A 22,763-nucleotide genomic window follows, 5' to 3' on the forward strand; every position below is an offset into this window, starting at 1 on the left:
TGCGCCGGAAAACGCAGATGCAAGCTGAAGGTGCGACAAGAAAATTACGAGCTAAGCGCTCTAAATATTAGAACGCTTATTTCTTCAGCCGCCGCCCCGCTCGGCTGCTGAGGAATTTATACTTTGATTTCAATCAAATAGATGACGTGCCTGCTCACCTCAACCTCAATGCTGTGAATTTCGCCTGTTTTTTCAGCACGAGAATTGAAGCGTTTAAAATCTTGCAGAACGCCGGAAATTCATGAGACAAAAGACCTGCGAGTAGAAGCGGTCTGAGCCTCGGTTCTGGACATTGCTCGACGGGTAAATCTGTCGAGGAGATGTCCTAATGCAGGGAAAAGCCAATGATCTCGCCCCAAAATCCGCAGAGATCGACGCTGGAGCTGGTCACCTTCGCGCGCATCGTTGCTTTGCATGCCTGAGCAGCAAGCATTCTGAAAAACGCGATTGCGCAATTGCCAGGCTCGTCGCGGATGGCTTCGATCCGGAGCGCGTCGCCAATCACTATCCGTCCTTAAAAACCGAACACTAGTTGCGAAAGGTCGACCCATGTCCCGCCACAAGCTTGCCTTCTATGCACTTGCCGCAACCCTTTCTGCCGGCGCCACCTCCGCCGCCGACAAGGTGATCTTTCAGCTCGACTGGCTGCCGGGTGGCGACAAGGCGCCGATCTACGTCTGCATCCAGGAAGGTTTCTGTTCGGACGCCGGCCTTGAGGTGGAGATCGCCTCCGGTCGCGGCTCGACCGACGCCATCTCGCGCCTTGCCGCCGCGTCCTCCGACATCGGTGTTTCCGATATCGGCGCCCTGATGGCCGCCCGCGCCAATGAAGGCGTGAAGGTGACCGCCGTCATGTCGCTGTTCAACAAGGGGCCGCATGCCTTCTACGTCGCCAAGGGCGGTTCGATCGCAAGCGTCGCTGACGTCAAGGGCAAGACGATCGCGACGTCGCCCTTCACATCCTCGAATGTCTACCTGCCGCTGGTGCTCAAGGATGCCGGCATCGACATGGCGGATATCAAGCTTATCAAGGCCGATCCCGGCGCACTCGGCCCGATGCTGATGACCGGCAATGCCGATGGCATCATCGCCTGGATGACCGACCTGACGCGCTATAGCAACCAGGGCAAGGAAGCTGGCAAGGAGATCGTTGCCCTGCCATGGTCGGCAGCCGGGCTCGAGCTTTATTCCGCATCTCTCATCGCCAGCGACGATTTCCTCGCCAAGCGTCCGCAGGTCGCCGCCCGCTTTATCGCCGCCTACAAGAAATCCGTCGAGTTCGCCAAGGAGAATCCGGAGAAGGCTGCCGCTGCTGTCACCGCCATCGTACCGGAACTCGGCTCGGAAGATGTCCAGGGTTCGCTCAAGGACACGCTGCCGTTGATCTTCAACGAGGTGACGGAGAAGGACGGCCTCGGTGCCTTCGAAACCGCCCGCCTTGTCGAAACCTGGCGCCGTGTCTCTGAAGCGCAGGACATCGATCCGGCCAAGCTGGATCCGGAAACCGTGGTCAACCGCACCTTCGCCGTCGCGGAGTAACCGCCATGGCGATGCCCGCTATCCGCTTCGACAGGCTGGGACAGGTTTTCGAAACCCGATCCGGGCGCACGGAAGCCCTGCGCGACGTCAGTTTCGATGTGGCCCGGCATGAGTTTGTCTCGATCCTCGGCCCTTCGGGCTGCGGGAAATCGACCCTACTGCGCATGATCGCCGGCCTGTTGAAGCCGACATCCGGCTCGGTAGACGTCTTCGGTCTGCCGGTGACGGCCCCGCGTGACGACATCGGGATCGTCTTCCAGAAGCCGACGCTGCTTCCCTGGGCGACGGTCGAAGACAATGTCGTGTTTCCCGCCCGCCACAAGACCGGCCGGGTAACGGCAGAGGAGCGCGGGCGGGCGGGTGAATTGCTGAGCATGGTCGGGCTTGCCGGCTTCGAGAAACGCCTGCCGGACGAACTGTCCGGCGGCATGCAGCAGCGTGTCGGCATCGCCCGCGCGCTGCTGATGGACCCGGATATCCTGCTGATGGACGAACCCTTCTCGGCGCTGGATGCCCTGACGCGCGAGGTGATGGGCTTCGATCTGCTGCACATCTTCTCCGAACGTCCGAAGACCGTGGTCTTCATCACCCACTCCGTCAGCGAGGCGGCGCTTCTGTCCGACCGCGTTTTGGTGATGACCGGACGGCCGGGCTCGATCCTGACCGAAGTCACCGTTCCCGTCGGCCGGCCACGCGGCCCTGAAACTGCAAAGGACAAGGCGATCCATGACCTCTCCGATTACCTCCGCGATCTCCTCCTCACCCGTCACGCGGCGTGAGGCCATGCAGAGCCGTACGCCGGTCGCGCTCCTCAAGCAGGTGCTGGCATTGCCGGGCATCACGACCGCCGCGGCCCTGATCGGCACGGTGCTGCTATGGGAAGCGGCGGCGCGGCTCCTGTCGATCCCGACCTATCTGCTGCCGCCGCCAAGCGCGATCCTCGGCTCGTTCTCCTCCATCGGCTTCGAGCGCTGGATGGGTCACATCGCCGCGACGTTGCGGGTGGCGCTGATCGGTTATGCGATGTCCATCGTTATCGCCATTCCACTGGCGGTGGTCATGATGCGATCGCCATTCCTGTCGCGAACGCTCTATCCGCTGCTCGTCATAGTGCAGTCGACGCCGGTGGTGGCGATTGCGCCGATCATCATCGTCGTGCTCGGGGCCGGCGATGCGCCACGCATCGTTATCACCTGTCTCATCACCTTCTTTCCGCTCGTCGTCTCCACCGCAACGGGCCTTGCGGCAACCCCGCCGGAGCTGATAGAGCTGTCGCGAAGCCTGCGCGCCTCGGGCTTTCGTGAGATCACCCAGATACGCCTGCCGTTTGCGGTGCCCTACATCTTCTCGGCGCTGAAAATCTCGATCACGCTTGCCGTCATCGGCGCCGTGGTTGCGGAGTTCTGCGCATCCGAAGCCGGCGTCGGCTATTTCATCCAGCTGTCGACCTCTCTGTTCAAGCTGCCACAGGCCTGGGCCGGCTTGCTGGTGCTCGCCGCCATGTCGCTCTTGCTGTTTCAGGCCGTGGTCCTGACGCAGAAGCTCCTCTTTCCCTGGAGCCTGCCGAAAAACGGCTGAACCCATCCGGAGTAGAAGCAGTCGGGCCTTGCCCGGACATTGCTCCTCAACCGCCGGTTCGCCGGCATTCACGTAAGGAGAATGATATGAATATCCAGACAGACACCCTCGCGGAACTCGCCAAGGAAGCGACCATCGGCGGCATGGGCACGACCGTTGACCGGGAAATCCCCGTCATCGACCTTTCTGACTTCGACAACCGCAAGCACGAGATCGCTGATGCACTCTGGCAGGCCTCGGTCGATATCGGTTTCTTCCAGGTCTACAATCACGGCATCGCCCAGGACGATATCGACGCGGCCTTCGAAACGGCCTGGACATTCTTCGCACTGCCGGCGGAGATTAAGGCGAAAACCCCGATGCCGAAGGGCATCAATGCCGGCTGGGAATTCAAGGCGCAGGTCCGCCCCTCCACCGGTACGCCGGATAACAAGGAGAGCTTCCAGCTCACCCGGCCGGACATGATCCGCCTCAACCTGTGGCCGAGCGAAGACGATCTTCCGGGCTTCCGGGAAAAGATGCTCGGCTTCGAGCGACAGAACTGGGAACTCGGCATGCGCATCCTCTCCGGCTTTGCGCTGAAGATGGGCTTTGCCGAGGATTTCTTCACCAAGGCGCATGACCCGTCTTCGGACCAGTATCAATCGACGCTGCGCCTCATCCATTACATGTCGATGGAAGGCGCCAAGCCGGAAGACTTCTCGTCGTGGCGTGCCGGCGCGCATTCGGACTTCGATTGCTTGACCATCCTTCACCAGAAGGAGGGCGAAGGCGGGCTCCAGGTGTGCCCGGGCAAGGATGCAGCCCTGAAGGAATGGACGGATGTTCCGCCGCGCAAGGGCTACATCACCTGCAACATTGGCGACATGCTGATGCGCTGGTCGGACGACCAGTTGCAGTCGACGCTGCATAGGGTGCGCATGCCGCGCGAGAATGAGTACATGGGCCGCCGACTGTCCCTGCCCTTCTTCTGCCAGGCAAACCGCGATGCGGTCATGCAGGGTCCGCTCGGCAAATACGAGGCGATCACCGCCGGCGAATACCTGACCCGGCGCATAAACGCCAATTTCGCCAAGAAGTAACGTTGAAGATGGTCCGTTGCGGTGACATCGTGGAACAGTCAATCCGACTCCCGTCAGGCAACGGACCCATCATGCTTCATGGACGCGCGCTGCGTTATATCGACGAGGTGGCCCGACAGGGCTCCATCCGCAAGGCGGCAAAGACATTGCATGTCGCCGCCTCTGCGGTGAACCGCTATATCCTGGAGCTTGAGGAAGAGCTGCAGGCACCCATTTTCGAGCGCCTGCCGCGCGGCCTGAAACTGACGAGTTCCGGCGAGATCCTCATCCAGCACATTCGCGAGACACTGCAGGCGCATCAGCGAATGCAGGCGCAGATCCAGTCCCTCAAGGGGCTCAATCGCGGCGAGGTGGTGCTGGCGACCATGGCAACGCTCGCTGCGGGCCGGGTTGCCGAGATCGTTGCCGCCTACCGAGAAAAACATCCGCAGGTCAGCCTGCGGATCATGGTCGGCGACCGGACGACTGTTGCGGAGATGGTTGCGCTCGGCCAGGCCGATCTCGCCATTGCCTACAACCTGCCGGACGATACCCGGCTGCAACGCGCCGCCGAATTCCGCCATGCGCTGGGAGCCGTCGTCGCGCCCGCCCATCCCCTCGCAAACCGCAAGACCGTGCGCATGTCCGATTGCCTGCTCTATCCGCTGGTTCTGGCGGATCGATCGCTGTCGCTGCGCGAGGTCGTCGAGGCGACTGCCCCGGCGCGTGCCACCCTTGTTCCCGTCGTCGAGACCAATTCGATGGAACTGATGAAGCGCCTTGCCCGGACAACGCCTCACATAACCTTCCTCAACCGGCTCGATGTCGACCGCGAAATGGCGACCGGCGACCTGGTCTTCATTCCGCTGACGGGAACCGGCTCGCTGCAACGGCTCAATATCCTCCACCGCGCCCGCGGCTCGCTTTCACCCGCCGGCAGCCATTTCATGCAATTCGCGCAGGAGCGTCTGCTCGCCTCGTTCGACGAGAGCTGACCGCTCGGCAAGCCATCCGATAGAGACCCACCATGAACGATCTTTCCCTGTTTCCCACCCTTGCCGCCCGTCTGGCGAGACAGGAGCGCATTCGTCTTGCGAAGGCGCGCGTCCCGGTCGCGCTGCTTGCAGATGACGTGCCGGGTGGTGGAGAGGTAGACCGGGACGGTTCCGCCCTCGTCGATATTCTGGTCGAGAACGGCATGATCGCAGCGATAACGCCGGCCCTTGCGGATGGTGGCGAAGATGCAGTCGCGCTCGACGGCCGCCATGTCTGGCCGCTTCTGATCGACGCGCACGCCCATCTCGACAAGGGCCACACCATGGGACGTGCGCCCGATTCTGGCGGCACGCATCCCGGCGCGCGCGCCGCGACGACGGCGGACCGGCTTGCCCACTGGAATGCCGACGACCTCCTGCGGCGGATGGAATTCGCTCTTGCAACGGCTGACGCCCATGGCGTGGCCGCTATTCGCACCCATCTCGACAGTCACGAGGGGCAGGCGGAAATCACCTGGAGCGCGTTTGCCGAAACGCGCGAACGTTGGAAAGGCTGCATCACCTTGCAGGCTGCCGGCCTCGTGCCGCTCGATGCCTATCGCGACGACTATGGCACCCGCCTTGCCGATATCGTTGCCGTCCACGGCGGCTTGCTCGGCGGCGTCACCCGCGCCTCCGGGGGCACCCATGGGTCAGGCCTCGACGACATCGACCTGCTGCTCGACCGGTTGTTTGCGCTGGCAAAGGAACGGGAACTGGATGTCGATCTACATGTCGACGAGGCGGCACAGGCCGATGCCCTGCCGCATGTGGCGCGTGCCGCCATCCGCCACGGTTACGAGGGGCGCGTGACGTGCGGCCACTGCTGTTCGCTTGCGCTTCTGGGCGAGCAAGAATTGCGCGACACGATCGCGCTGATCGCCGATGCCGGCCTCTCGATCATCACGCTGCCAACCGTCAACATGTATCTCCAGGATCGCGAAAACGGCCGCACGCCGCGCTGGCGCGGGGTCACGCCCGTGCAGGAATTGCAGGCGGCTGGCATTCCGGTCGCTGCGGCCGGCGACAATTGCCGCGATCCGTTCTTTGCCTATGGCGATCACGACATGCTGGACACCTGGCGGCAAGCGGTGCGCATCCTGCATCTCGACCACCCTTACGCGGATGCGCCCGCTCTTGCCGGCCCGGCTCCCGCTGGCATCATGGGCATCGACGCCGGTACGATCGGCGTCGATCGTCCGGCAGACCTGATGATCCTGGAAGCCTGGAGCCTCGACCAGGTTATCGCCCGTCCGCACTCCGACCGCGTCCTCCTCCGCAAGGGGATCTTCGCCAACAGGACATTGCCCTCCTACAGCATGCTCACAGATTTCCAGACCGCGTGAGCCGCTCTCTAGAGCCAAAAAAGGGACTGGCGAAGCCCGCCGGTCCCCCTTGTCTGTTCAGTCCCGATGTCCGCTATATGACCGCCGATACCAGACCTCCCGGTGCTGGGGCCGCTTTCCGTGCCTGGATCTTCCTTAACAGCAAGAAATAGAGCTTGATGTACCGGCCGACCAGGATCGCGTTGATGGGCATCGTCAACTTAACGAAGGGTGGACTTCGCTGTGAGATCGTTAAGTTTACGATGCTCGCACCACTTTCCCGCGAGATAAAGGCTGAGCATATCGTCACCGAGCATGACAATCCGGCCGATTGGCGCCGCTTCGCCCGGCGTTCGATCGAGCCATCAAAGCGCTCGGACTACACGGTGGCTGCAATTTGGTCGAGAACAGCCCGTGATACGGCCCTTCAATAGCTCAATAACCTGCCGCCAGGGAACGCAAACCGTGTCCTGATGACAGTGTTGATCAAGCATCCCCTGCGCGAGTGACACGCGAATATGCAAATATTCGATGAAATTTCTGCTTTTTAAAGCAAAACCGCTATGCGCCGGGCTCTTATGGCTCTAACATGTCTTTGATTGGCCGGTGCGCTTGTGCGCCTTGGCTTTCAGGGGTGAGAACCGAGATGCGACGGACATCCGGAAGATGCTGACGAACAGGCTGTGCCTGCTCGGAAGACCGCGATTGCTGGCGGCGGGGAAGGAACTCCCCTTGCCGGAGAAGTCTTATTTTCTCCTCGCCATGCTCGCCGCCGAACCCAATTTCGAACTCGACCGCGAAACCGTCAGGCGACAGCTCTGGCAATCGGAGCTGCCGGAAAAACGAGCCGGCAGCCTGCGCCAGCTGCTGGCGCGCATCGAGCAGAGCGTTCCCGCCGGCCTTCCACCGCTGCTTGCCGCGACCCGAACCCATATCGGCCTTGCCGATGGCTGGGAGGTCGACGTTCATATCCTGAAACAGAAGGGGCCGCTTGCACCCGAAGACGGCGGCCTGCTGAACGGCGAATTGCTCGAAGGCGTCAAATCACCGACGCAGGGCGCCGAGGACTGGCTGACCTTTGAGCGCCAGCGTGTCGACGAACTGCGCTCCGCCCATCTCACCCGGCTGGTCGAGACATCAGAAGACAGATCTGATGAAGAGCAGGTCACGCTTGCCAGGCGCCTGCTGGAACTCGACCCTGCCAGCGAGACGGCCTATCGCGCCTTGATGCGCACCTATGTCAGGATGAACGATCCGGCAGCGGCGCGTCAGGCCTATCTGAAGTGCAAGAGCCAGCTGAAGGACGATTTCGACACCGAGCCGGAAGAAAGCACCACCGCTCTTGCGCGCGAACTCAACCTGGTGCCGGCTGCACAGGCGACGTCGGGACATCCTCAGTCGGCGCTTAACCTTTCCGTCGGCCCGCTTGGTCAGCCGCGTATCATCATCCTGCCGCCGGAAAGCATTTTCACCGATCCGCTGATGGAGCGCGTCGGCAGGGCCCTTCTCGAAGACGTCACCATCGGCCTTAGCCAGCAGCGCGGCTTCAAGGTGATCGCGGCGCATACGAGCCTGGAGATCCTCAGCCGTTCGATCGATCCGTCGCGTGCCGTGCCCGGTCCGCTCGACCTCAGCTTCGACTATGCGGTCTACGTCACCATCCAGGGCCGCGACGAGGATGTCTTTGCGACCTGCCGGCTGACGCGGACAACGACATCTGAGGTAATCTGGGCCATCGAACTGCCGCTGGTCATGCAGAAGATCAGCGAATCCTTCGCGCATCTGACGCGGCGGATCGTCTCGTCGCTCGCCGACACGATCGAGCGTCACGAACTGGCGATACCGATCGGCGAAGCGCCGCCGTCCGCCTACCGTCTCTACCTGGAAGGCAAGCGGCTGATTGCCCAGACCGATCTGCAGCATCTGCGCCAGGCGCGCAAATGGTTCAAATCCTCGCTCAATCGTTATGAACATTTCTCCGCCGCCCATGCCGGCATGTCGCGCGCGCTCGGCATGGAATGGCTGATCCGCGGCATGCGGGACAAGGAACTGCTCGACGAGGCGAACGGTGCTGCCCGGCAGGCGCAGCAATCCGACCCGAACAGCGGCCGGGCTTACCGCGAGCTCGGCTTCGTGGCGCTTTATCGCCGCCGCTTCGACGAAAGCCTGGAATATTTCCAGCAGGCCCAGGATCTCAATCCCAACGATGCCGATATCCTCGCCGATTTCGCCGACGCGCTTTCCCATGATGGCGATTTCGATCGAGCACTGGAGCTCAGCCGTGCTGCCTTCAAACTCAATCCGCTGCCGCCAGACTATTATTACTGGAACCTCGGCGGCATCCACTTCATGCGCGAAGAATATGAAATGGCGATCGAGGCGCTGGAGCCGGTGAAGGCGAAGCAGGCAACAGCCCGTCTGCTCGCCGCCTCGCATGCCATGGCAGGCGATACGGGCAAAGCCAGGAATTACGCCAGGGTGGTGCTGGAAAACTTCCCCGATTTCCGCAGCGAGGAGATCCGCCATTTCGTCCCCGATCGCGATCCCGCCTATACGGAACCGCTGATAAAGGGCCTGCAACTTGCTGGTCTTCCGTGATTGCACGGCCTTTTAACGAAGCCTGTAACGCTTAAATGACGGAGGCAATGTTTCTTTCCGATGGTTAACGGCAGCAAGGCGCTGCCCAACCAATCGGAGATGGAACATGAAGACGAATGCTGAAACCACCGCAGCTCAGACACAGTCGCTGCGCTTTTCTGCTGCCGCCAGGGCAGCCCTGAAGCAGGACGAACTCAACGTTTCCGCCAATGCGCTCGAGAGCCTGACGCATGCGCTGAGGTTCCGCTAAGGAACAGATCGGTATGTCCGCTTTCACCGACCTTGAAACGCTAGCCGGTGACCTTAAACGTTCATCGGCCGGTGTCAGCGATTATCATGACCGCGCGGTCACGCCGGCTCAGACCCTCGCGGCCATCAGGCCGCATCTGCGCGAATTCGGCATCACGCGCGTCGGTCTGCTGACTGCACTCGACGTCTTGAACATCCCCGTCGCCTTCGCAACGAGGCCGAACAGCCATACGCTCTCGGTGTTTCAGGGCAAGGGTATCGACAATGATGCCGCCATGACCTCGGCGGCGATGGAAGCGGTCGAGACGCGGATCGCCGAAATTGCCCCCGCCGACCTGACGCAGGCGACGATCGACAGCATGCGGGCGGAGCATGCCGCGATGATCGATCTCGACAATGTCGCACGCTGCGCGCCCGACGAGATCGGCAACAGTCCTATTCCCTGGTGCACGGGGCTCGACATCCCTTCCGGCAGCAGCGTCTTCGTGCCCTGGTGGCTCGTCGGTCTCGACCATCGCGGCGAGAGGCCGCCGGGCTTCGAGCAGTCGAGCGATGGGCTTGCCTCCGGCAACACGCCGTCCGAGGCGGTCCTGCATGGGCTTTGCGAGCTGGTGGAGCGCGACGCCTGGGCCTTGACCCAACTGAAATCGCCGGAACGCCTGAAGGAGAGCCGCGTCGACCCTGCCTCCTTCGGCGATGCGGTCATCGACGTCATGACCGACCGGATCACGCGCGCCGGCATGAAACTGCTGCTGCTCGACATGACGACGGATATCGGCGTTCCCGCCTTTCTGGCCGTCATCATGCCAGGCAATCTTTCCGACCGTGTCGACGCGCGCTGGTCGCATGTTTGCGGTGGCTGCGGCTGCCACCCCGATCCCGTGCGCGCCGCGCTGCGTGCCATCACCGAAGCGGCGCAGAGCCGGCTGACCGCGATCGCCGGCAGCCGCGACGATTTCTCGCCGCGCATCTATCAGCGGCTCGACCGGAGTGCGGCGATGCAGCAGGTGGTCGAACTCTGCGAGGGCGATGGCCGGATGCGCGCGTTCCAGGCCCGCCATCGCCGCCCGGCGACGATCCAGGAATCCATCGGCCATATCGCCGATCGGCTGACGGCGACCGGCATCGAGCAAATCGTCGTCGTGCCGTTTCCGCATCGAGCCCTGCCGATCTCGGTCGTCAGAGTGATCGTGCCGGGACTGGAGGTCGATATCTCAGGCCAATACATTCAGCTCGGCATGCGCGCGGTCAACACCATCAGAGGAGCCGAATCATGAAGGTGCTGTTCGTCGGCCCGAGCCTTGGCAGTGATCTTGCCGCGGCAAGAGCCATGTCTCCTTGCATCGATTTCCGGCCGCCGGCCGCCGCCGGCGACATCCTGAAGGCCGTTCGGAACGGCGCCACGGCGATCGGCCTGGTCGACGGCTATTTCGGCGACCTGCCTTCGGTCTGGCACAAGGAAATACTTTACGCACTCGAACATGATGTCGCCGTTGCCGGCGGGGCCAGCATGGGAGCGTTGCGGGCAGCCGAATGCGCCCCCTTCGGTATGGTCGGGCTCGGCTCGATCTTCGAAGATTACGAGTCCGGACGGCTGCTCGACGATGAGGCCGTCGCGCTGGTGCATGCGCCGCAGGAGCTCGGCTGGCTGCCGCTTTCCGTTCCCTGGGTCGATTTCGAGCCGACGATCGATGCGCTTCACGCCAAAGGCGAGATTTCGCCCGGTGAGCGCAAGAAGCTGTTGCTGGCCGGCCGGTTTCTGCATTTCTCCGAGCGCACCTATGCGAAGGTGGCCGACGAGTGCCATTTCCGCAAGCCGCGCCGCGACCATATCCTCGCCGCCGTCCGCAGCAGCCGCGTCGAGCGCAAGCGCAACGACGCGCGACTTGTGCTGGAATGGCTGCGCCGGGATAAATTCCTCCCCGTCAACCGTGACTGGCGCTTTGCAGCAACCTCACATTGGGAGCTCTTGCACGCCGAAGTCACGCGCAATGCAGTTCCTGTAACGCTTGAATAACGGTCGCGGCGGAAAGATGCAGCAGTGACGGAATCGTAGGGTTCCACGACCAAAGAGGCGGGAACGATGTTTGATCAATACAACGAGGGTACCGGCAGCGAATACGCAAGGATCTTCCGGCTGCTGTCGGCAGCCAAGGATGAGGCTGAAAAGCTTCAGCTGCGCAATCTGATGCACCTGACAAACATGGCGCTGCTGCAGGTCGTCATCGATTGGGACGGCATAGATCCCGACAGGGAGCTTGACGTCAATCTCGAGAAGCTGCTCGGCAGCAAAGCCAAGATCGCAATGAAGGATGCCAGCGAGAATCTAATCCTGATCGATCGCCATTGAGCCCGATCGCTATTGATCCTCATGCCTGATGCCTCATGCGGTCCGTTGGGATCGCGTGAAGGACAACCGGTCTATTCGGCCGCTTCAGCGTCCAACTGTTCGGTCTTGGCAATCGCCTGGACGAGCTTCAGGATCTTCTTGCGAAGCGCTTCGTTCTTGATCGAAAAGAACGCCGCATTGAGAGCCACGCCTTCGCGCGAAATAACGAATTCCTCGCTCGGAGCGGGGTTGTCGTTGGCCGTATCAGGGGTCGACAGATCGTCAAAAAACGTCCTGACATCGACCTTAAGAGCGCCGGCGATTTCGACCAGCATGCTGGCGGAAACGCGGTTGGAACCCTTTTCGTACTTCTGGATCTGCTGGAACGTTACCCCAACACGATCTCCCAGTTCCGTCTGAGAAACTTTCCTCAACAGACGCTGGATACGGATCGTCTTTCCGACGTGAACATCGACGGAATGCGGTTCTTCTTTCATCTCATTTTCCCTTCTGAAGGCAGCGGACAGGGGTCATTCGCCATATCCGTGTCAACAACTTTTAGCCGAGATAAATAAGGCTAGCAATTGCTTGCATGTAGATAGCGTTAAGCCCGAAAATCGGGCGTTTTTTGTCCCGGAACGATACAAAAAACATGCCGAAATGGCACGTCCAGGAGACCGGTCGCTTTATTTTGTGACATCAGAGCGACCAGAGGCGCTGCGCATTGGCGAAAAGCAACTTCGAGCGCTCTGGCTCGCTCACGCCGGAGAGCATCGCATGGGTCGCCGCGACCCAGCTAGAGAGGCCGCCACCGAGCGTGCAGACCGGCCAATCGCTGCCCCAGACGACGCGGTCCCAGCCGAAACTTGCGATCACATGTTCGAGATAGGGCTGCAGCGTTTCTGCCGTCCAGGTCTTCGCATCGGCATAGGCGATAACGCCGGAGACCTTGCAGACCACGTTCGGGCGCCGGGCAATCTCTGATATGCCGGCCTTCCAGGGCTGGAAGGCGTCCGAGCGGATATCCGGCACCCCGCAATGGTCGAGCACGAACTGCACATCAGGCGCAAGATCGACGAGGGCGGTCACACGGCTCGCCTGATGCGGCAATGTGCAGAGGTCGAAAGTCAGGCCGCTGCCGCTCATGCGCCTGATGTTTTCGCGAAACAGGGCGCCTTCGGAGACATCATCGGGCACGACATGCAGCACGCGACGGAACCCCTTGACGAAGGGATCGGCCTTCTGCCGCTCCAGATAGGCGGCAAAGCTTTCCTCTTCGGGCCGGCAGGAGACGATGGCGCCGGCAATCAGACTGCCTTGCTTTTTGGCGATGCTGGCGACGTGATCGGTCTCGGCTTGCATCGCGGCGGGATCGACGTCGACCTCCATATGCAGCACCGTGGTGATGCCGCAGCGCCGGGCCTCAGTCGCATAGGTCTCATAGAGGAAATCATGATCGAGAGCGGGCGCGTCGGAAAGCCACGGATAGGGCAGGGCCGATCGGTCAATGATGTGCAGATGGGTGTCGATGAACACGCTCTTCTCCTCGCAGAGTGGTTTTGCGGCAAACCTATTCCCGGTGAATGGATTGTTCAAATAGAAATTCTAGAGGCCTCGGCCGAGTTGACGACATCGGCGCCGGCAAGCAGCGAAAGCTGGGCGGCGGTCTTCTGCACCAGCGTGATCGCCTGAGTGATATCTGGAGCGGACGGCGCGTTGACGAGCGCGATAAAGGGGCAGGTGAGGGCGGCGATGCAGCGGCGGTCCGGTCCAAGAACGGGAGCGGAGAGATTGTAGACACCTGATGTCTGGGCGCTCGCCATCATCTCGTAGCCGCGCTCGCGGATCTGGTGGAGACGATCGTAGAATTCGGGGCCGAGTTCGATGTCCGAGCGGCTGCGCACATGTTCCGAGATCATCATCTCCCGCTCCTCCTCGCTGCGGAAGGCAAGCAGCACATGCCCCGAGCCGGTGTCGAAGAGGCTGATGTGAGCGCCGATGCGGATCGAGAATCCCCAATAGTCCGGCGCCTCCTGCTGGGCGATGACAACGGCCGCGCCGCGATCGAAGACGGCAAGATGATTGGCCTGGCGCGTGCGCTGGGCGAGATCGCGCATCAGCGGCGTGGCATAGGAGGCAAGCCGGCGCACCGGCGCGTGCAGTTGCGCAAGACCGAAGAGCTTCAGCGTCAGCGAGTAGCGGTCGCCGTCCAGTCGGGTGACGTAACCGCGGCGCACCAGCCGGTCGAGCATGCGGTAGAATTCGTTGGGGCTGCGGTCGAGGCGTTTGGCGATTTCGGCCTGAGTGAGGCCACTGTCGACGCCGGCGAGCAATTCCAGGATATCGAGGCCCTTGTCGAGGGCAGGAGCGCGGTAGCGGTCGGACTCGTCGGTCTCCATTCCTTCCTCCTGTGAATATCACTCTGCATATACGCAGAACCGCAGCCGGAAAAGGAAAACTTCGCACTTGACCCTTGGCCAATCGTCTGTTTGTCTATAAACAGACAAATCATCACTGAAAAGGTCGATCGGAAACGAACGACTGAGGTACCGAAGGCACCCGAGCGGCAGGATCATTAGCAAGCCGGGGCCAGGGAGGAAGACCGTGCAGCGCATGGGAATGGTCATCGGCCCCGCCGCCGGCGGAGATCGCCGAAAAAGCAGCCAATCGGCTGAATCCCCCGCTGATCTGCCTGTGCAACAGCGCCAACTCCTCCATTTAACGCAGAGAGCCGCGAACCTCGGGAAGCAGACCGGCGCGCTCATCACGACCAAGCGTCGCCAAGACATCAACCGCATTCCATCGCCCAGCGTAGACAATTCCAGAAAAGGCCCGTGACATGACAAACAGACTTTCCGGCAAGACCGTTCTCATCACCGCCGCCGGTCAGGGCATCGGCCGGGCGACGGCGGCAGCCTTTGCCGCGATCGGCGCCAAGGTTCACGCGACTGATATCAACACCGAGGCGCTGGCGACGCTTGCAGCCGAAACCGGCGTTTTCACCCATCAGTTGAACGTGCTCGAAGAGGATGCGGTCAAGGCCCTCGTCGCCGAGATCGGCGCTGTCGACGTGCTGTTTAACTGCGCCGGCTTCGTCCATGCCGGCTCGATCCTCGAGATGAAGGATTCCGATCTCGAATTCGCCTTCGACCTCAACGTCAAGGCGATGATCCGCACCATCCGCGCCGTGCTGCCCGGCATGATCGAGCGCAAGGACGGAGCGATCATCAACATGGCCTCCGTCGCCTCCAGCATCAAGGGCGTGCCGAACCGCTTCGCCTACGGTGTCACCAAGGCGGCGGTGATCGGGCTCACCAAAGCCGTTGCCGCCGATTACGTCGGTCAGGGCATCCGCTGCAACGCCATCTGCCCCGGCACGGTGGAAAGCCCGTCGCTGCAGGACCGCATGCGAGCGCAGGGTGATTATGACGCAGCGCGCGCCGCCTTCATCGCCCGCCAGCCGATGGGCCGGCTCGGCTCGCCGGAAGAGATCGCCGATCTCGCCGTCTATCTCGCCGGCGCGACCTACACGTCGGGCCAGGCGATCGCCATCGACGGCGGCTGGACGATCTGATTTCAGCTGATGCGGCCGGCCCGGCAGTCTTGCCGGCCGGCCCGGCCACTGCAATCGGCTCTATATAATCGGCGCATATAATCGGGAGAAACACCATGACCCGCATCACTGACCTTCGTGTCTTCGATCTCCGCTTCCCCACGTCGCAAAGCCTGGATGGATCCGATGCGATGAATCCCGATCCGGACTATTCGGCGGCCTACGTCATTCTCGATACGGATGCGCCTGATCTTGCCGGCCACGGCCTGACCTTCACCATCGGCCGCGGCAACGACATTTGCTGCATGGCGATCGAAGCGATGCGCCACCTCGTCGTCGGCGCCGACCTCGCCGAGGTTCTCGCCCATCCAGGCACCTTCTGGCGGCATCTGACGAGCGACAGCCAGCTGCGCTGGATCGGCCCGGAAAAGGGCGCCATTCATCTGGCGACCGGCGCGGTCGTCAACGCCGTCTGGGATCTGCTCGCCAAACAGGCCGGCAAGCCCGTCTGGCGGCTCGTCGCCGAGATGTCGCCGGAAGAGATCGCCGATATCGTCGACTACCGCTATCTCACCGACGTGCTGACGCGCGCCGAGGCAGTCGAGATCCTCAAGCGCGCCGAGGCGGGCAAGGCCGAACGCATCGCCATCCTCGAAAAAGAGGGATACGCCTGCTACACGACCTCGGCCGGCTGGCTCGGCTACGGCGACGAAAAGCTGCGCCGCCTCTGCCAGGAGGCGATCGATGCCGGCTTCAACCATATCAAGATGAAGGTCGGCCGCGACCTGGAAGACGATATCCGCCGCCTCAGGATCGCCCGCGAGGTGATCGGTCCCGATCGTTACCTGATGATCGACGCCAACCAGGTGTGGGACGTCGGCCAGGCGATCGACTGGGTCAAGGCGCTCTCCTTTGCCAAGCCCTTCTTCATCGAGGAACCGACAAGCCCCGATGATGTCGCCGGCCACCGCAAGATCCGCCAGGCGATCGCCCCGGTTAAGGTCGCGACCGGCGAGATGTGCCAGAACCGCATCATGTTCAAGCAGTTCATCGCCGAGGGCGCGATCGACATCGTACAGATCGATTCCTGCCGCATGGGTGGGCTGAACGAGGTTCTGGCCGTGCTCTTGATCGCCGCCAAGTTCGACCTGCCGGTCTGGCCGCATGCCGGCGGCGTCGGCCTCTGCGAATATGTGCAGCATCTGTCGATGATCGATTACGTCGCGGTGTCGGGCACCAAGAAAGGCCGCGTCATCGAATATGTCGATCATCTTCACGAACACTTCCTCGACCCCTGCCTGATCGAGAACGCCGCCTACATGCCGCCGACCCTGCCGGGCTTCTCCATAGAGATGAAACCGGCCTCGATCAGCAACTATACGTTTCGAGGTTAAGGAAACTTCGCCAGCCGCATGTTAAATTCCTGATTTCGACAGTCTTTCTTGTCGACGATGGGCTTCCAATCTGACGGGACTGCTCCAATTGACTTGGAGGCGGCGAAGCTTGCTTTTTAAAGCGCCAGGAATATTTTCGTAGTGTGAATGCGGAGGGGGCCCAGCACCAGCAGGCCAGCAAATTTTATTTGAACTTAGACAATAGAATGTTTGCGATCGAGCCGAGGGCGTAGAGACCGAAAGAGAAACTGTGCCGCTTACACCTGGGCGGGATCATTTCGAGGTTAGGTATCGAGTGGCACCAACCTTGTAGGGCTATGGCAATTATGGGCCACCGATAGCGCCCCGCCCTTTCATCTTCATCCGGCCGCTCGCGCTCAAGCCGCATACCTCTACACTTTTCAATTCCAAATTTCAAAATACGCGCGTATAATATTGAACTGGGGACTGCAGTATCCGTGCCTTGAGGGGTCGAGGACAATGTGCTGGAATACATCATCAGCATTTACGCCGGTTGGGTTTGCTTTGCGAGGCCCGGCATCTCGCAAGATCGTATGGACGCTGGGCGACGCGGCGCGTCTCCTGATCAACGACTGGCCTTGCGATGACGGCGAGGAATATGTCGCTGCCGTCAAAGCCTGCGTCGACGCATTGAGCGGGAAGATTGCCCCGGAACAATTCCGGGAAGCGCTTCTGCGTGCGGCCGATGAGGCGGGTATCGCCGCTCTATCGCTCGTCCGGCAGGGAGCGGGAGAGCGACGACCGGACCTGCCGTCAAGCGCGCAAAGATAGTCCGAATTTCAAGGGTTACCCGCCTTTTGACGTCACGTTTGTGCGCCAGCAGCGGACATCGTGGCGTCGCAAACTTTTTCTATTTCTCCGTCGATTGGATCACGACCGCCAGGGATATCCTCAATGGGATGGGAAGCACTGGGGCAATGGGGTGAAGGTGCGGTTCGCATCGAACCACTTGCCGGTGGAGTCGCCAACGACGTGTGGAGCCTTCGCATCAACGGGCAGATCGCGGTCGGTCGTTTCGGCTCCAGGACCGACGCTGATCTCGCATGGGAAACCGGGCTGCTCCAACATCTCGACCGTGAAGGGATGACCGTTCCAGTGCCGATCCCCACGACTGACGGCCGGCTGTTCGTGAACGGCCTGGTGGTCATGAAGTACATGGAGGGCGGACCGCCCGAGACGGAGTCCGACTGGCGTCGCGTGGCCGAAACGCTCCGCGAACTGCATCGGTTGACGCAGGGCTGGCCGCAGCGCCCGGGTTGGCGATCGTCGACCGACCTCCTGCATGCCGAAACCGGAACGAGGATCAACCTTGCCGTGATGCCGCCGGAGGGCGTTGTTCGATGTCGCGCAGCATGGGCGCGGCTAGTCGGACGCCAGACATGCGTTGTCCACGGCAACCCCAGCAACCCCGGCAACGTCCGCGTGACCGCGGATCGGGTCGCGTTAATCGATTGGGACGAGGCACATGTCGACGTCCCCGACCTTGACCTGGTGCTGCCCGGCAACGCTGCCGACCTCGACGACGGCGCGCATGACATCGCCGCGCAAGCATCAGCCGCATGGGAAGCCGCCGTCTGCTGGCGGGACGAGTATGCAGTCAAGCGGCTTGCCGAAGTTCGCCCGGTCTGAGCAGTTCCGGCGGATCGACGTTTTCCCGCATCAAGCCGATCCAAGACACCCCACCGATTGAAAGCCTCGATGTCGAGGATACGGGAAATCGGCTCCGCTGAACGGGCGGCACGGCCGTCTCGAGAGGCTAGTTCTCATTTTCGCCGGCTACCGACCAGAGCGCGTGGCCGGTAAATTTACCCCATTCGATCAAGCATTTCGCTTGAATGCCAAACGGCACACTCGGTGTCGCGGAGACCAGGGCTCGGTGACGCAACTTCAAAAGGGTGAACATTATGGACAGACTTTTCTATGTTGGCGTGTCGGCCGCTCTCTTTGCGGCCTTTGCCTTTTCGCTCAACTTCGTCGTGCCCTTTATTATCGGTGACTATTCCACCTTTGATTTTGCCCTCATCCGTCACGTCGTCTCGGCACTCGTCGGGCTTTACATTCTGTTTTCCGAGAAGGGTGTCATGCGCCACCTCACGCTTCGAAACTGCCTGCAAGCCATCTGGCTCGCCTTCGTCGGCTATGTCGGCTACTTCCTGACAGTGACGGGAGCGGCCCTCTTTGCCGGCCCAGTCATCGCTCCGGCCTTTCTCGGGCTGGTACCAATCGTATTGATGGTCATTGGCAATCAGGGTCAGGCATCATTGCCATGGCGATCCCTCATGGTGCCTCTGGCACTGGTGCTGGTCGGCCTTGTTCTCGTCAATGGCACGGCATTCACGGCCGAAGGACTGGACTCTATGCGATCATTGTGGATTGGCGTGCCGCTGGCGCTTGCTGCCGTGGGCCTTTGGGTCTGGTTCGCGCTTTCCAATCAGGCAGCACTCGCCGCACGGCCGGACATGCCCTCCGGCGTGTGGTCGGCGCTGACACTGGTTGGCGGCGGCGTCTTGATGCTGGCCTTCTATCCCATCGGTGCCGCGATGGACCTCTTCCGGCTTCCTACATTGGGATTCGGCTGGAGCGCTGCCGGCAACCTCTATCTCTGGGGCACAACTCTCGCGCTACTGGCCACCGTGGGCGGCGTCTGGGCCTGGAATATCGCCTCACGCAGCCTGCCGGTTGCCTTGGCCGCGCAATTGATCGTCTCAGAGACTGCCTTCGGCGTGATCGGCGGACTTCTCGTGCATGCGCGCTGGCCAACTCCGATCGCAGTCGCCGGGGTTGTTGTCCTGATCGCCGGCGTTGTTCTGTCGGTTCGGATTTTCTATGATCGCCAATTTGCATCTGGAAAGACAGTGCTTGCGAACGAGTGACCCGCTGGACACAGGGCCAAAAACAGGCGCAGGCATCGGAGATGCAATCACGTTCAACGTAAAATCCGCTTTTGACGCAAACATGCCGCCTCGCCAGTCCAATGCGTTGTCCGCTTTCAAGCCGCCGCTTGGCCGGGCTCTGCTAGAGATATGAGGGCGCAAAGCAGCCTTATCCTTCGACGGCGAATAAGTTCGCTTAGGGCCGAACTCCGCCACGGCTCCGATGCACCAAAGGCAAATTCCCCGGCGAAGTCGGCTGCCCAAAGGCTTGCGTGCGGTGGAGTTGCGGCAGCCAGTAAAGTCAACCGGCCGCCCTTCACATTCAGCACGGGAGCCGAGGGCCGGCTCCCTGTCCTATACCATGGTGGCGGCGTCCGCAGTTCGAGCCTTCGACGCCGCAGGCCGTCTCTCAGACTTCAGATTTCAGCTTGCCACCAACCGCCCAGGAATCCTTGGCGATCTCCGTTATCAGGATTTCCAGCGACTCGGGCGGGCACGCCAGGGTTTCGACGGCGGCCTTGGTGGCTTCGCGCGCGAAGGCGCGTTTCTGATCGTCGGTGCGGCCGGGATGCATCTGCAGGTGAAGAATGGGCATGGTTTCTCCTTGGTCAGTGGGGTGGTGTCCGTCGTCTTGGCGTGGGCATGAAGACTATGTTGTAAATGCCCAGGTTGATAAATAAGCTGCGGGTATCGTCATTCGAAACCAACAGGTAGGCAATCGTGGACAAGCTGGCCGGCATGGCGATGTTCGTCAGGGTCATCGACAATGGCAGTTTCGCGGCGGCCGCGGAGATCGCGCAAGTGTCCCCTGCCATGGTTGCCAAGCACATCAAGACCATTGAGACCCGGCTCGGGGCGAAGCTGATCCATCGCACAACGCGACGCCATCAGCTCACAGAGGTTGGCCAGCTCTATTATGAGCGCTGCAAGCGCGCCCTTTCCGAAGTGGCGCTGGCCGAGGCTTCGGCGAGCGAGCTGCAATCGGCGCCGCGCGGCCGGCTTCGGTTGGTGGCACCCGTCAGCTTCGGGACGCAAGTCCTGGTGCCGGCGCTGATCGATTACCAGAACGCCTATCCCGACGTCAGGATCGAGCTATCGCTCGACAACAATGTCCATGACCTCGTCGGCGAGGGGTTCGAGCTCGGTATCCACATCGGCCCGCTCTCGGACAGCACCCTCGTCGCCCGCCCGCTCACGCCCTACCGGCGGATTCTCGCTGCCTCGCCGGACTATCTTGCCCGCCATGGCCGGCCGGCCTCGCCGGAGGCTCTGACGAACCATCTCTGCCTCGGCCACTCCTATTGGCGCATGCAGGATCGCTGGCACCTCGTCGGACCGGGGGGCGAAATGCGCGATGTATTGATTTCCGGAAAATTCTCGACCAACCAGGGGGCGGCGCTACGTATGGCCGCGCTCAGCGGCGCGGGAATTGCGCTTCAGCCGGAACTGCTGCTCGCCGCCGATATCGCCGAAGGACGGCTTGAGCAGGTGCTGCCGGAATGGTCCTACAAGCCTGTACCGATGTCCCTCATCTATGCGCCGAACCGTCGGCCGACAGCTATGTTGCGGACGGTGATAGATTTCCTGGTGGAACGGTTTGGGTAACGACGCTCGATCGAGGCCGACATCGCTGTGCGGCTCTTGGCAGAAACAGCTCATCATGCCAGCCGGTAAAATAAATCCGACATCGGCATAAAGAGCCGTCAGATACTCATTAGGGGCGGCCATTTGCCACGCCCCTTTTTAGCCTATGGACGTCGAAGTTTCCGCATCTAGATGATGATCGGTTGTGGATAGCGTTTGATCAACTGCCTGTCGCCCAGCGGAACAACTCAATGCAAATCACAAGGCTTGCTTTCGGACTTTTGCTCATCGCTATCGTGCAGCCTAACCCTGCGGCTCACGCTGACGAGTTGGTGCGCTTCGACAGCGCAGTCACAAAGCCAAGTCCATTCCTGGAACGCAAGGCCAGGGAACAAGGTGTCACTCTCCCGCAGGCCCAAGCTACGCACTTGCTGGGATATCTGAGCCGACCAGAGGGAGATGGTCCCTTTCCGGCCGTCGTTGTCATGCATGGTTGCGGAGGTATTCGGCCGAACACCAAGACTTACTGGCCGCAGCGGTTGACCTCATGGGGATATGTCGTGCTGGTGGTCGACAGCTTCACCACCCGCAACATTGACAACACCTGTGAACGCTATCTTCCCGATCGAGTGTTCGATGCCTACGGAGCTCTCGATTTCCTATCGACATACACCTTCGTTGACGCCCGACGTGTGGGGCTGATGGGCTTCTCGGCTGGTGGAATCGCAACGCTGGAAGCCACGAAAGCCGAAGGCAACGAGCAGTTTATGGATCGAAAGTTCAAGGCTGCAGTCGCCTACTATCCGGTTTGCGCTCCCCATGAGGGCGATGCGACGGTGCCAACTTTGATCCTAAATGGCGAACTGGACGATTGGAGCCCCGCCGAAAGGTGTCGGCAGAGGCTTTCTCACCTGAGTGGCAAAGGTCCGCCAATCGAACTCAACGTCTATCCGGGTGCATACCATGATTTCGATTCCCCTTATGTCACGGTGGCAACGACGGCATTCGGTCATCGGGAAGAATATAATGCGACGGCGGCCGAGCAGTCCTTTAGCAGCGTTCGAGCATTCCTGGACAAGTATCTCTCTAAATGAAGCCCGCCAGCGTCAAGCTCGTCTGCCCCGCAACAGCATTCATTCTGAGCAAAAAAGGAGCACCAGTTGCAACTGACTTTGGAGCTATTTGTCGAAACGACTGAGAAATCGCTCCATTTCTATCAGCGTGTCCCGGGCTTTGAAGTTCAGGGTTCGGCAAGCGTCGAATACACCATGTTGAAAAACGGTGACGCAGTGATCGCGATCAATTCGCGCAGCGCCCTTTCGAGCGATCATCCGCTACGGATCGAAATCGGCGAAAGGGTTGGTCTCGGCGTCGAGATCGTCTTGAAGGTCGCTGACGTCGAGGATGCCTATCGCACGGCGAAAAAGAGCGGCTGGCCGGTCTCCGGTCTTGCTCTACAGCCTTGGGGGTTGCGTGACTTTCGCCTTGTCGATCCCGACGGCTATTATGTCAGAGTGACCAGCCATCATACGAGCTGATGCGAGTCCGGGCGCGAGCCCGAGGCGGACGAAGACAGATCCCGCTTTGCCCCAACCGCGGTCATCAGATGAGGAGCGCCCGCCCCA

25 protein-coding genes are annotated in these 22,763 nt (G+C 61.2%); 21 read left to right on the forward strand and 4 right to left on the reverse strand.

Features of this window, described 5'->3' with window-relative positions; all coding sequences use genetic code 11:
• The first annotated feature begins 328 nt into the window (after window positions 1-328).
• The 13 genes from ELH03_RS37595 to ELH03_RS28420 all read left to right on the forward strand — a co-directional run bounded on the left by ELH03_RS37595 (window position 329) and on the right by ELH03_RS28420 (window position 11,734).
• Window positions 329-532, forward strand: coding sequence for a hypothetical protein (locus tag ELH03_RS37595; protein ID WP_165420542.1), 204 nt, complete (start codon window positions 329-331; stop codon window positions 530-532).
• 17 nt (window positions 533-549) lie between these two features.
• On the forward strand, window positions 550-1,539 hold the full coding sequence (locus tag ELH03_RS28370; protein ID WP_130767034.1) for an ABC transporter substrate-binding protein: 990 nt from the start codon (window positions 550-552) through the stop codon (window positions 1,537-1,539).
• Window positions 1,540-1,544: 5 nt separating this feature from the next.
• Window positions 1,545-2,318 carry an ABC transporter ATP-binding protein gene (locus ELH03_RS28375; RefSeq protein WP_018071607.1) on the forward strand — a complete coding sequence of 258 codons (774 nt, stop codon included), beginning with the start codon at window positions 1,545-1,547 and terminating at the stop codon, window positions 2,316-2,318.
• 4 nt (window positions 2,319-2,322) lie between these two features.
• A complete protein-coding gene (locus ELH03_RS28380) occupies window positions 2,323-3,117 on the forward strand; it encodes an ABC transporter permease (protein WP_130659870.1) in 795 nt (264 codons plus the stop codon).
• An 86-nt stretch (window positions 3,118-3,203) separates the two neighbouring features.
• Window positions 3,204-4,199 (forward strand): isopenicillin N synthase family dioxygenase, encoded by a 996-nt coding sequence (locus tag ELH03_RS28385; protein WP_130767035.1) that lies wholly within the window; start codon window positions 3,204-3,206, stop codon window positions 4,197-4,199.
• Window positions 4,200-4,201: 2 nt separating this feature from the next.
• Window positions 4,202-5,173, forward strand: a complete 972-nt coding sequence (locus ELH03_RS28390) for a LysR family transcriptional regulator (protein WP_130767036.1) — start codon at window positions 4,202-4,204, stop codon at window positions 5,171-5,173.
• A gap of 32 nt (window positions 5,174-5,205) precedes the next feature.
• Window positions 5,206-6,558: a cytosine deaminase gene (locus ELH03_RS28395; RefSeq protein ID WP_130806838.1), complete on the forward strand. Its 1,353-nt coding sequence runs from the start codon at window positions 5,206-5,208 to the stop codon at window positions 6,556-6,558.
• Between the two features lie 185 nt (window positions 6,559-6,743).
• Window positions 6,744-6,971, forward strand: coding sequence for a hypothetical protein (locus tag ELH03_RS28400; protein WP_245504898.1), 228 nt, complete (start codon window positions 6,744-6,746; stop codon window positions 6,969-6,971).
• Window positions 6,972-7,143: 172 nt separating this feature from the next.
• Window positions 7,144-9,135, forward strand: a complete 1,992-nt coding sequence (locus tag ELH03_RS28405) for an AfsR/SARP family transcriptional regulator (RefSeq protein ID WP_197729793.1) — start codon at window positions 7,144-7,146, stop codon at window positions 9,133-9,135.
• 106 nt (window positions 9,136-9,241) lie between these two features.
• Window positions 9,242-9,385 carry a hypothetical protein gene (locus ELH03_RS37600; protein ID WP_003553391.1) on the forward strand — a complete coding sequence of 48 codons (144 nt, stop codon included), beginning with the start codon at window positions 9,242-9,244 and terminating at the stop codon, window positions 9,383-9,385.
• A 13-nt stretch (window positions 9,386-9,398) separates the two neighbouring features.
• Complete coding sequence (locus tag ELH03_RS28410) at window positions 9,399-10,661, forward strand: YcaO-like family protein (protein ID WP_130767039.1); 1,263 nt, start codon at window positions 9,399-9,401, stop codon at window positions 10,659-10,661.
• Window positions 10,658-11,401: a TfuA-like protein gene (locus ELH03_RS28415; protein WP_128403616.1), complete on the forward strand. Its 744-nt coding sequence runs from the start codon at window positions 10,658-10,660 to the stop codon at window positions 11,399-11,401. Before ELH03_RS28410 ends, ELH03_RS28415 begins: the two co-directional genes overlap by 4 nt.
• A 66-nt stretch (window positions 11,402-11,467) precedes the next feature.
• Window positions 11,468-11,734 carry a hypothetical protein gene (locus ELH03_RS28420; protein WP_011655326.1) on the forward strand — a complete coding sequence of 89 codons (267 nt, stop codon included), beginning with the start codon at window positions 11,468-11,470 and terminating at the stop codon, window positions 11,732-11,734.
• Window positions 11,735-11,805: 71 nt separating this feature from the next.
• Here ELH03_RS28420 and ELH03_RS28425 read toward each other — a convergent pair whose 3' ends face one another.
• The 3 genes from ELH03_RS28425 to ELH03_RS28435 form a co-directional block, all read right to left on the reverse strand.
• The gene (locus ELH03_RS28425) at window positions 11,806-12,210 is read right to left on the reverse strand and encodes a helix-turn-helix domain-containing protein (RefSeq protein ID WP_128403618.1); all 405 of its coding nucleotides are present in this window, start codon (window positions 12,208-12,210) and stop codon (window positions 11,806-11,808) included.
• 202 nt (window positions 12,211-12,412) lie between these two features.
• Window positions 12,413-13,249, reverse strand: coding sequence for an amidohydrolase family protein (locus tag ELH03_RS28430; protein ID WP_130767040.1), 837 nt, complete (start codon window positions 13,247-13,249; stop codon window positions 12,413-12,415).
• A 56-nt stretch (window positions 13,250-13,305) separates the two neighbouring features.
• Window positions 13,306-14,112, reverse strand: a complete 807-nt coding sequence (locus ELH03_RS28435) for an IclR family transcriptional regulator (RefSeq protein WP_128403620.1) — start codon at window positions 14,110-14,112, stop codon at window positions 13,306-13,308.
• A gap of 440 nt (window positions 14,113-14,552) precedes the next feature.
• On the opposite strand from ELH03_RS28435, the gene ELH03_RS28440 reads away from it, so the two are divergent.
• The 5 genes from ELH03_RS28440 (at window position 14,553) to ELH03_RS28460 (ending at window position 19,554) form a co-directional block, all read left to right on the forward strand.
• Window positions 14,553-15,287, forward strand: a complete 735-nt coding sequence (locus ELH03_RS28440) for an SDR family oxidoreductase (protein WP_027687646.1) — start codon at window positions 14,553-14,555, stop codon at window positions 15,285-15,287.
• 95 nt (window positions 15,288-15,382) lie between these two features.
• Window positions 15,383-16,660 (forward strand): L-fuconate dehydratase, encoded by a 1,278-nt coding sequence (locus ELH03_RS28445; RefSeq protein WP_130659774.1) that lies wholly within the window; start codon window positions 15,383-15,385, stop codon window positions 16,658-16,660.
• Window positions 16,661-17,140: 480 nt separating this feature from the next.
• Window positions 17,141-17,452, forward strand: a complete 312-nt coding sequence (locus ELH03_RS28450) for a DUF982 domain-containing protein (RefSeq protein ID WP_130659761.1) — start codon at window positions 17,141-17,143, stop codon at window positions 17,450-17,452.
• A 123-nt stretch (window positions 17,453-17,575) separates the two neighbouring features.
• Entirely contained in the window at window positions 17,576-18,310 is a 735-nt protein-coding gene (locus ELH03_RS28455; protein ID WP_130767041.1) for a phosphotransferase enzyme family protein, read from the forward strand.
• 275 nt (window positions 18,311-18,585) lie between these two features.
• A complete protein-coding gene (locus ELH03_RS28460) occupies window positions 18,586-19,554 on the forward strand; it encodes a DMT family transporter (protein WP_130767042.1) in 969 nt (322 codons plus the stop codon).
• A 409-nt stretch (window positions 19,555-19,963) separates the two neighbouring features.
• On the opposite strand, the gene ELH03_RS28465 is transcribed toward ELH03_RS28460, so the two are convergent.
• Window positions 19,964-20,149, reverse strand: coding sequence for a 4-oxalocrotonate tautomerase (locus ELH03_RS28465; RefSeq protein ID WP_130767043.1), 186 nt, complete (start codon window positions 20,147-20,149; stop codon window positions 19,964-19,966).
• A gap of 125 nt (window positions 20,150-20,274) precedes the next feature.
• Here ELH03_RS28465 and ELH03_RS28470 point away from each other — a divergent pair, with 125 nt between their 5' ends.
• From ELH03_RS28470 to ELH03_RS28480, 3 genes are all read left to right on the forward strand, one after another.
• Window positions 20,275-21,159, forward strand: a complete 885-nt coding sequence (locus tag ELH03_RS28470) for a LysR substrate-binding domain-containing protein (protein WP_130767044.1) — start codon at window positions 20,275-20,277, stop codon at window positions 21,157-21,159.
• A 230-nt stretch (window positions 21,160-21,389) separates the two neighbouring features.
• Window positions 21,390-22,232: a dienelactone hydrolase family protein gene (locus ELH03_RS28475; protein WP_130767045.1), complete on the forward strand. Its 843-nt coding sequence runs from the start codon at window positions 21,390-21,392 to the stop codon at window positions 22,230-22,232.
• Between the two features lie 66 nt (window positions 22,233-22,298).
• Window positions 22,299-22,676, forward strand: coding sequence for a VOC family protein (locus ELH03_RS28480; protein ID WP_130767046.1), 378 nt, complete (start codon window positions 22,299-22,301; stop codon window positions 22,674-22,676).
• Window positions 22,677-22,763: the final 87 nt, after the last annotated feature.

Source organism: Rhizobium beringeri (assembly GCF_004306515.1).
GTDB lineage: Bacteria > Pseudomonadota > Alphaproteobacteria > Rhizobiales > Rhizobiaceae > Rhizobium > Rhizobium beringeri.

Bases quoted from the DNA above. Each gene is read 5' to 3' on its own strand.
- ELH03_RS28460 (WP_130767042.1), top strand. From the start codon at position 18,586: ATGGACAGACTTTTCTATGTTGGCGTGTCGGCCGCTCTCTTTGCGGCC.
- ELH03_RS28455 (WP_130767041.1), top strand. From the start codon at position 17,576: ATGGGATGGGAAGCACTGGGGCAATGGGGTGAAGGTGCGGTTCGCATC.
- ELH03_RS28465 (WP_130767043.1), bottom strand. From the start codon at position 20,149: ATGCCCATTCTTCACCTGCAGATGCATCCCGGCCGCACCGACGATCAG.
- ELH03_RS28400 (WP_245504898.1), top strand. From the start codon at position 6,744: ATGGGCATCGTCAACTTAACGAAGGGTGGACTTCGCTGTGAGATCGTT.
- ELH03_RS28370 (WP_130767034.1), top strand. From the start codon at position 550: ATGTCCCGCCACAAGCTTGCCTTCTATGCACTTGCCGCAACCCTTTCT.
- ELH03_RS37600 (WP_003553391.1), top strand. From the start codon at position 9,242: ATGAAGACGAATGCTGAAACCACCGCAGCTCAGACACAGTCGCTGCGC.
- ELH03_RS28385 (WP_130767035.1), top strand. From the start codon at position 3,204: ATGAATATCCAGACAGACACCCTCGCGGAACTCGCCAAGGAAGCGACC.
- ELH03_RS28415 (WP_128403616.1), top strand. From the start codon at position 10,658: ATGAAGGTGCTGTTCGTCGGCCCGAGCCTTGGCAGTGATCTTGCCGCG.
- ELH03_RS28375 (WP_018071607.1), top strand. From the start codon at position 1,545: ATGGCGATGCCCGCTATCCGCTTCGACAGGCTGGGACAGGTTTTCGAA.
- ELH03_RS28425 (WP_128403618.1), bottom strand. From the start codon at position 12,210: ATGAAAGAAGAACCGCATTCCGTCGATGTTCACGTCGGAAAGACGATC.
- ELH03_RS28440 (WP_027687646.1), top strand. From the start codon at position 14,553: ATGACAAACAGACTTTCCGGCAAGACCGTTCTCATCACCGCCGCCGGT.
- ELH03_RS28410 (WP_130767039.1), top strand. From the start codon at position 9,399: ATGTCCGCTTTCACCGACCTTGAAACGCTAGCCGGTGACCTTAAACGT.
- ELH03_RS28445 (WP_130659774.1), top strand. From the start codon at position 15,383: ATGACCCGCATCACTGACCTTCGTGTCTTCGATCTCCGCTTCCCCACG.
- ELH03_RS28420 (WP_011655326.1), top strand. From the start codon at position 11,468: ATGTTTGATCAATACAACGAGGGTACCGGCAGCGAATACGCAAGGATC.
- ELH03_RS28435 (WP_128403620.1), bottom strand. From the start codon at position 14,112: ATGGAGACCGACGAGTCCGACCGCTACCGCGCTCCTGCCCTCGACAAG.
- ELH03_RS37595 (WP_165420542.1), top strand. From the start codon at position 329: ATGCAGGGAAAAGCCAATGATCTCGCCCCAAAATCCGCAGAGATCGAC.
- ELH03_RS28380 (WP_130659870.1), top strand. From the start codon at position 2,323: ATGCAGAGCCGTACGCCGGTCGCGCTCCTCAAGCAGGTGCTGGCATTG.
- ELH03_RS28450 (WP_130659761.1), top strand. From the start codon at position 17,141: ATGTGCTGGAATACATCATCAGCATTTACGCCGGTTGGGTTTGCTTTG.
- ELH03_RS28395 (WP_130806838.1), top strand. From the start codon at position 5,206: ATGAACGATCTTTCCCTGTTTCCCACCCTTGCCGCCCGTCTGGCGAGA.
- ELH03_RS28475 (WP_130767045.1), top strand. From the start codon at position 21,390: ATGCAAATCACAAGGCTTGCTTTCGGACTTTTGCTCATCGCTATCGTG.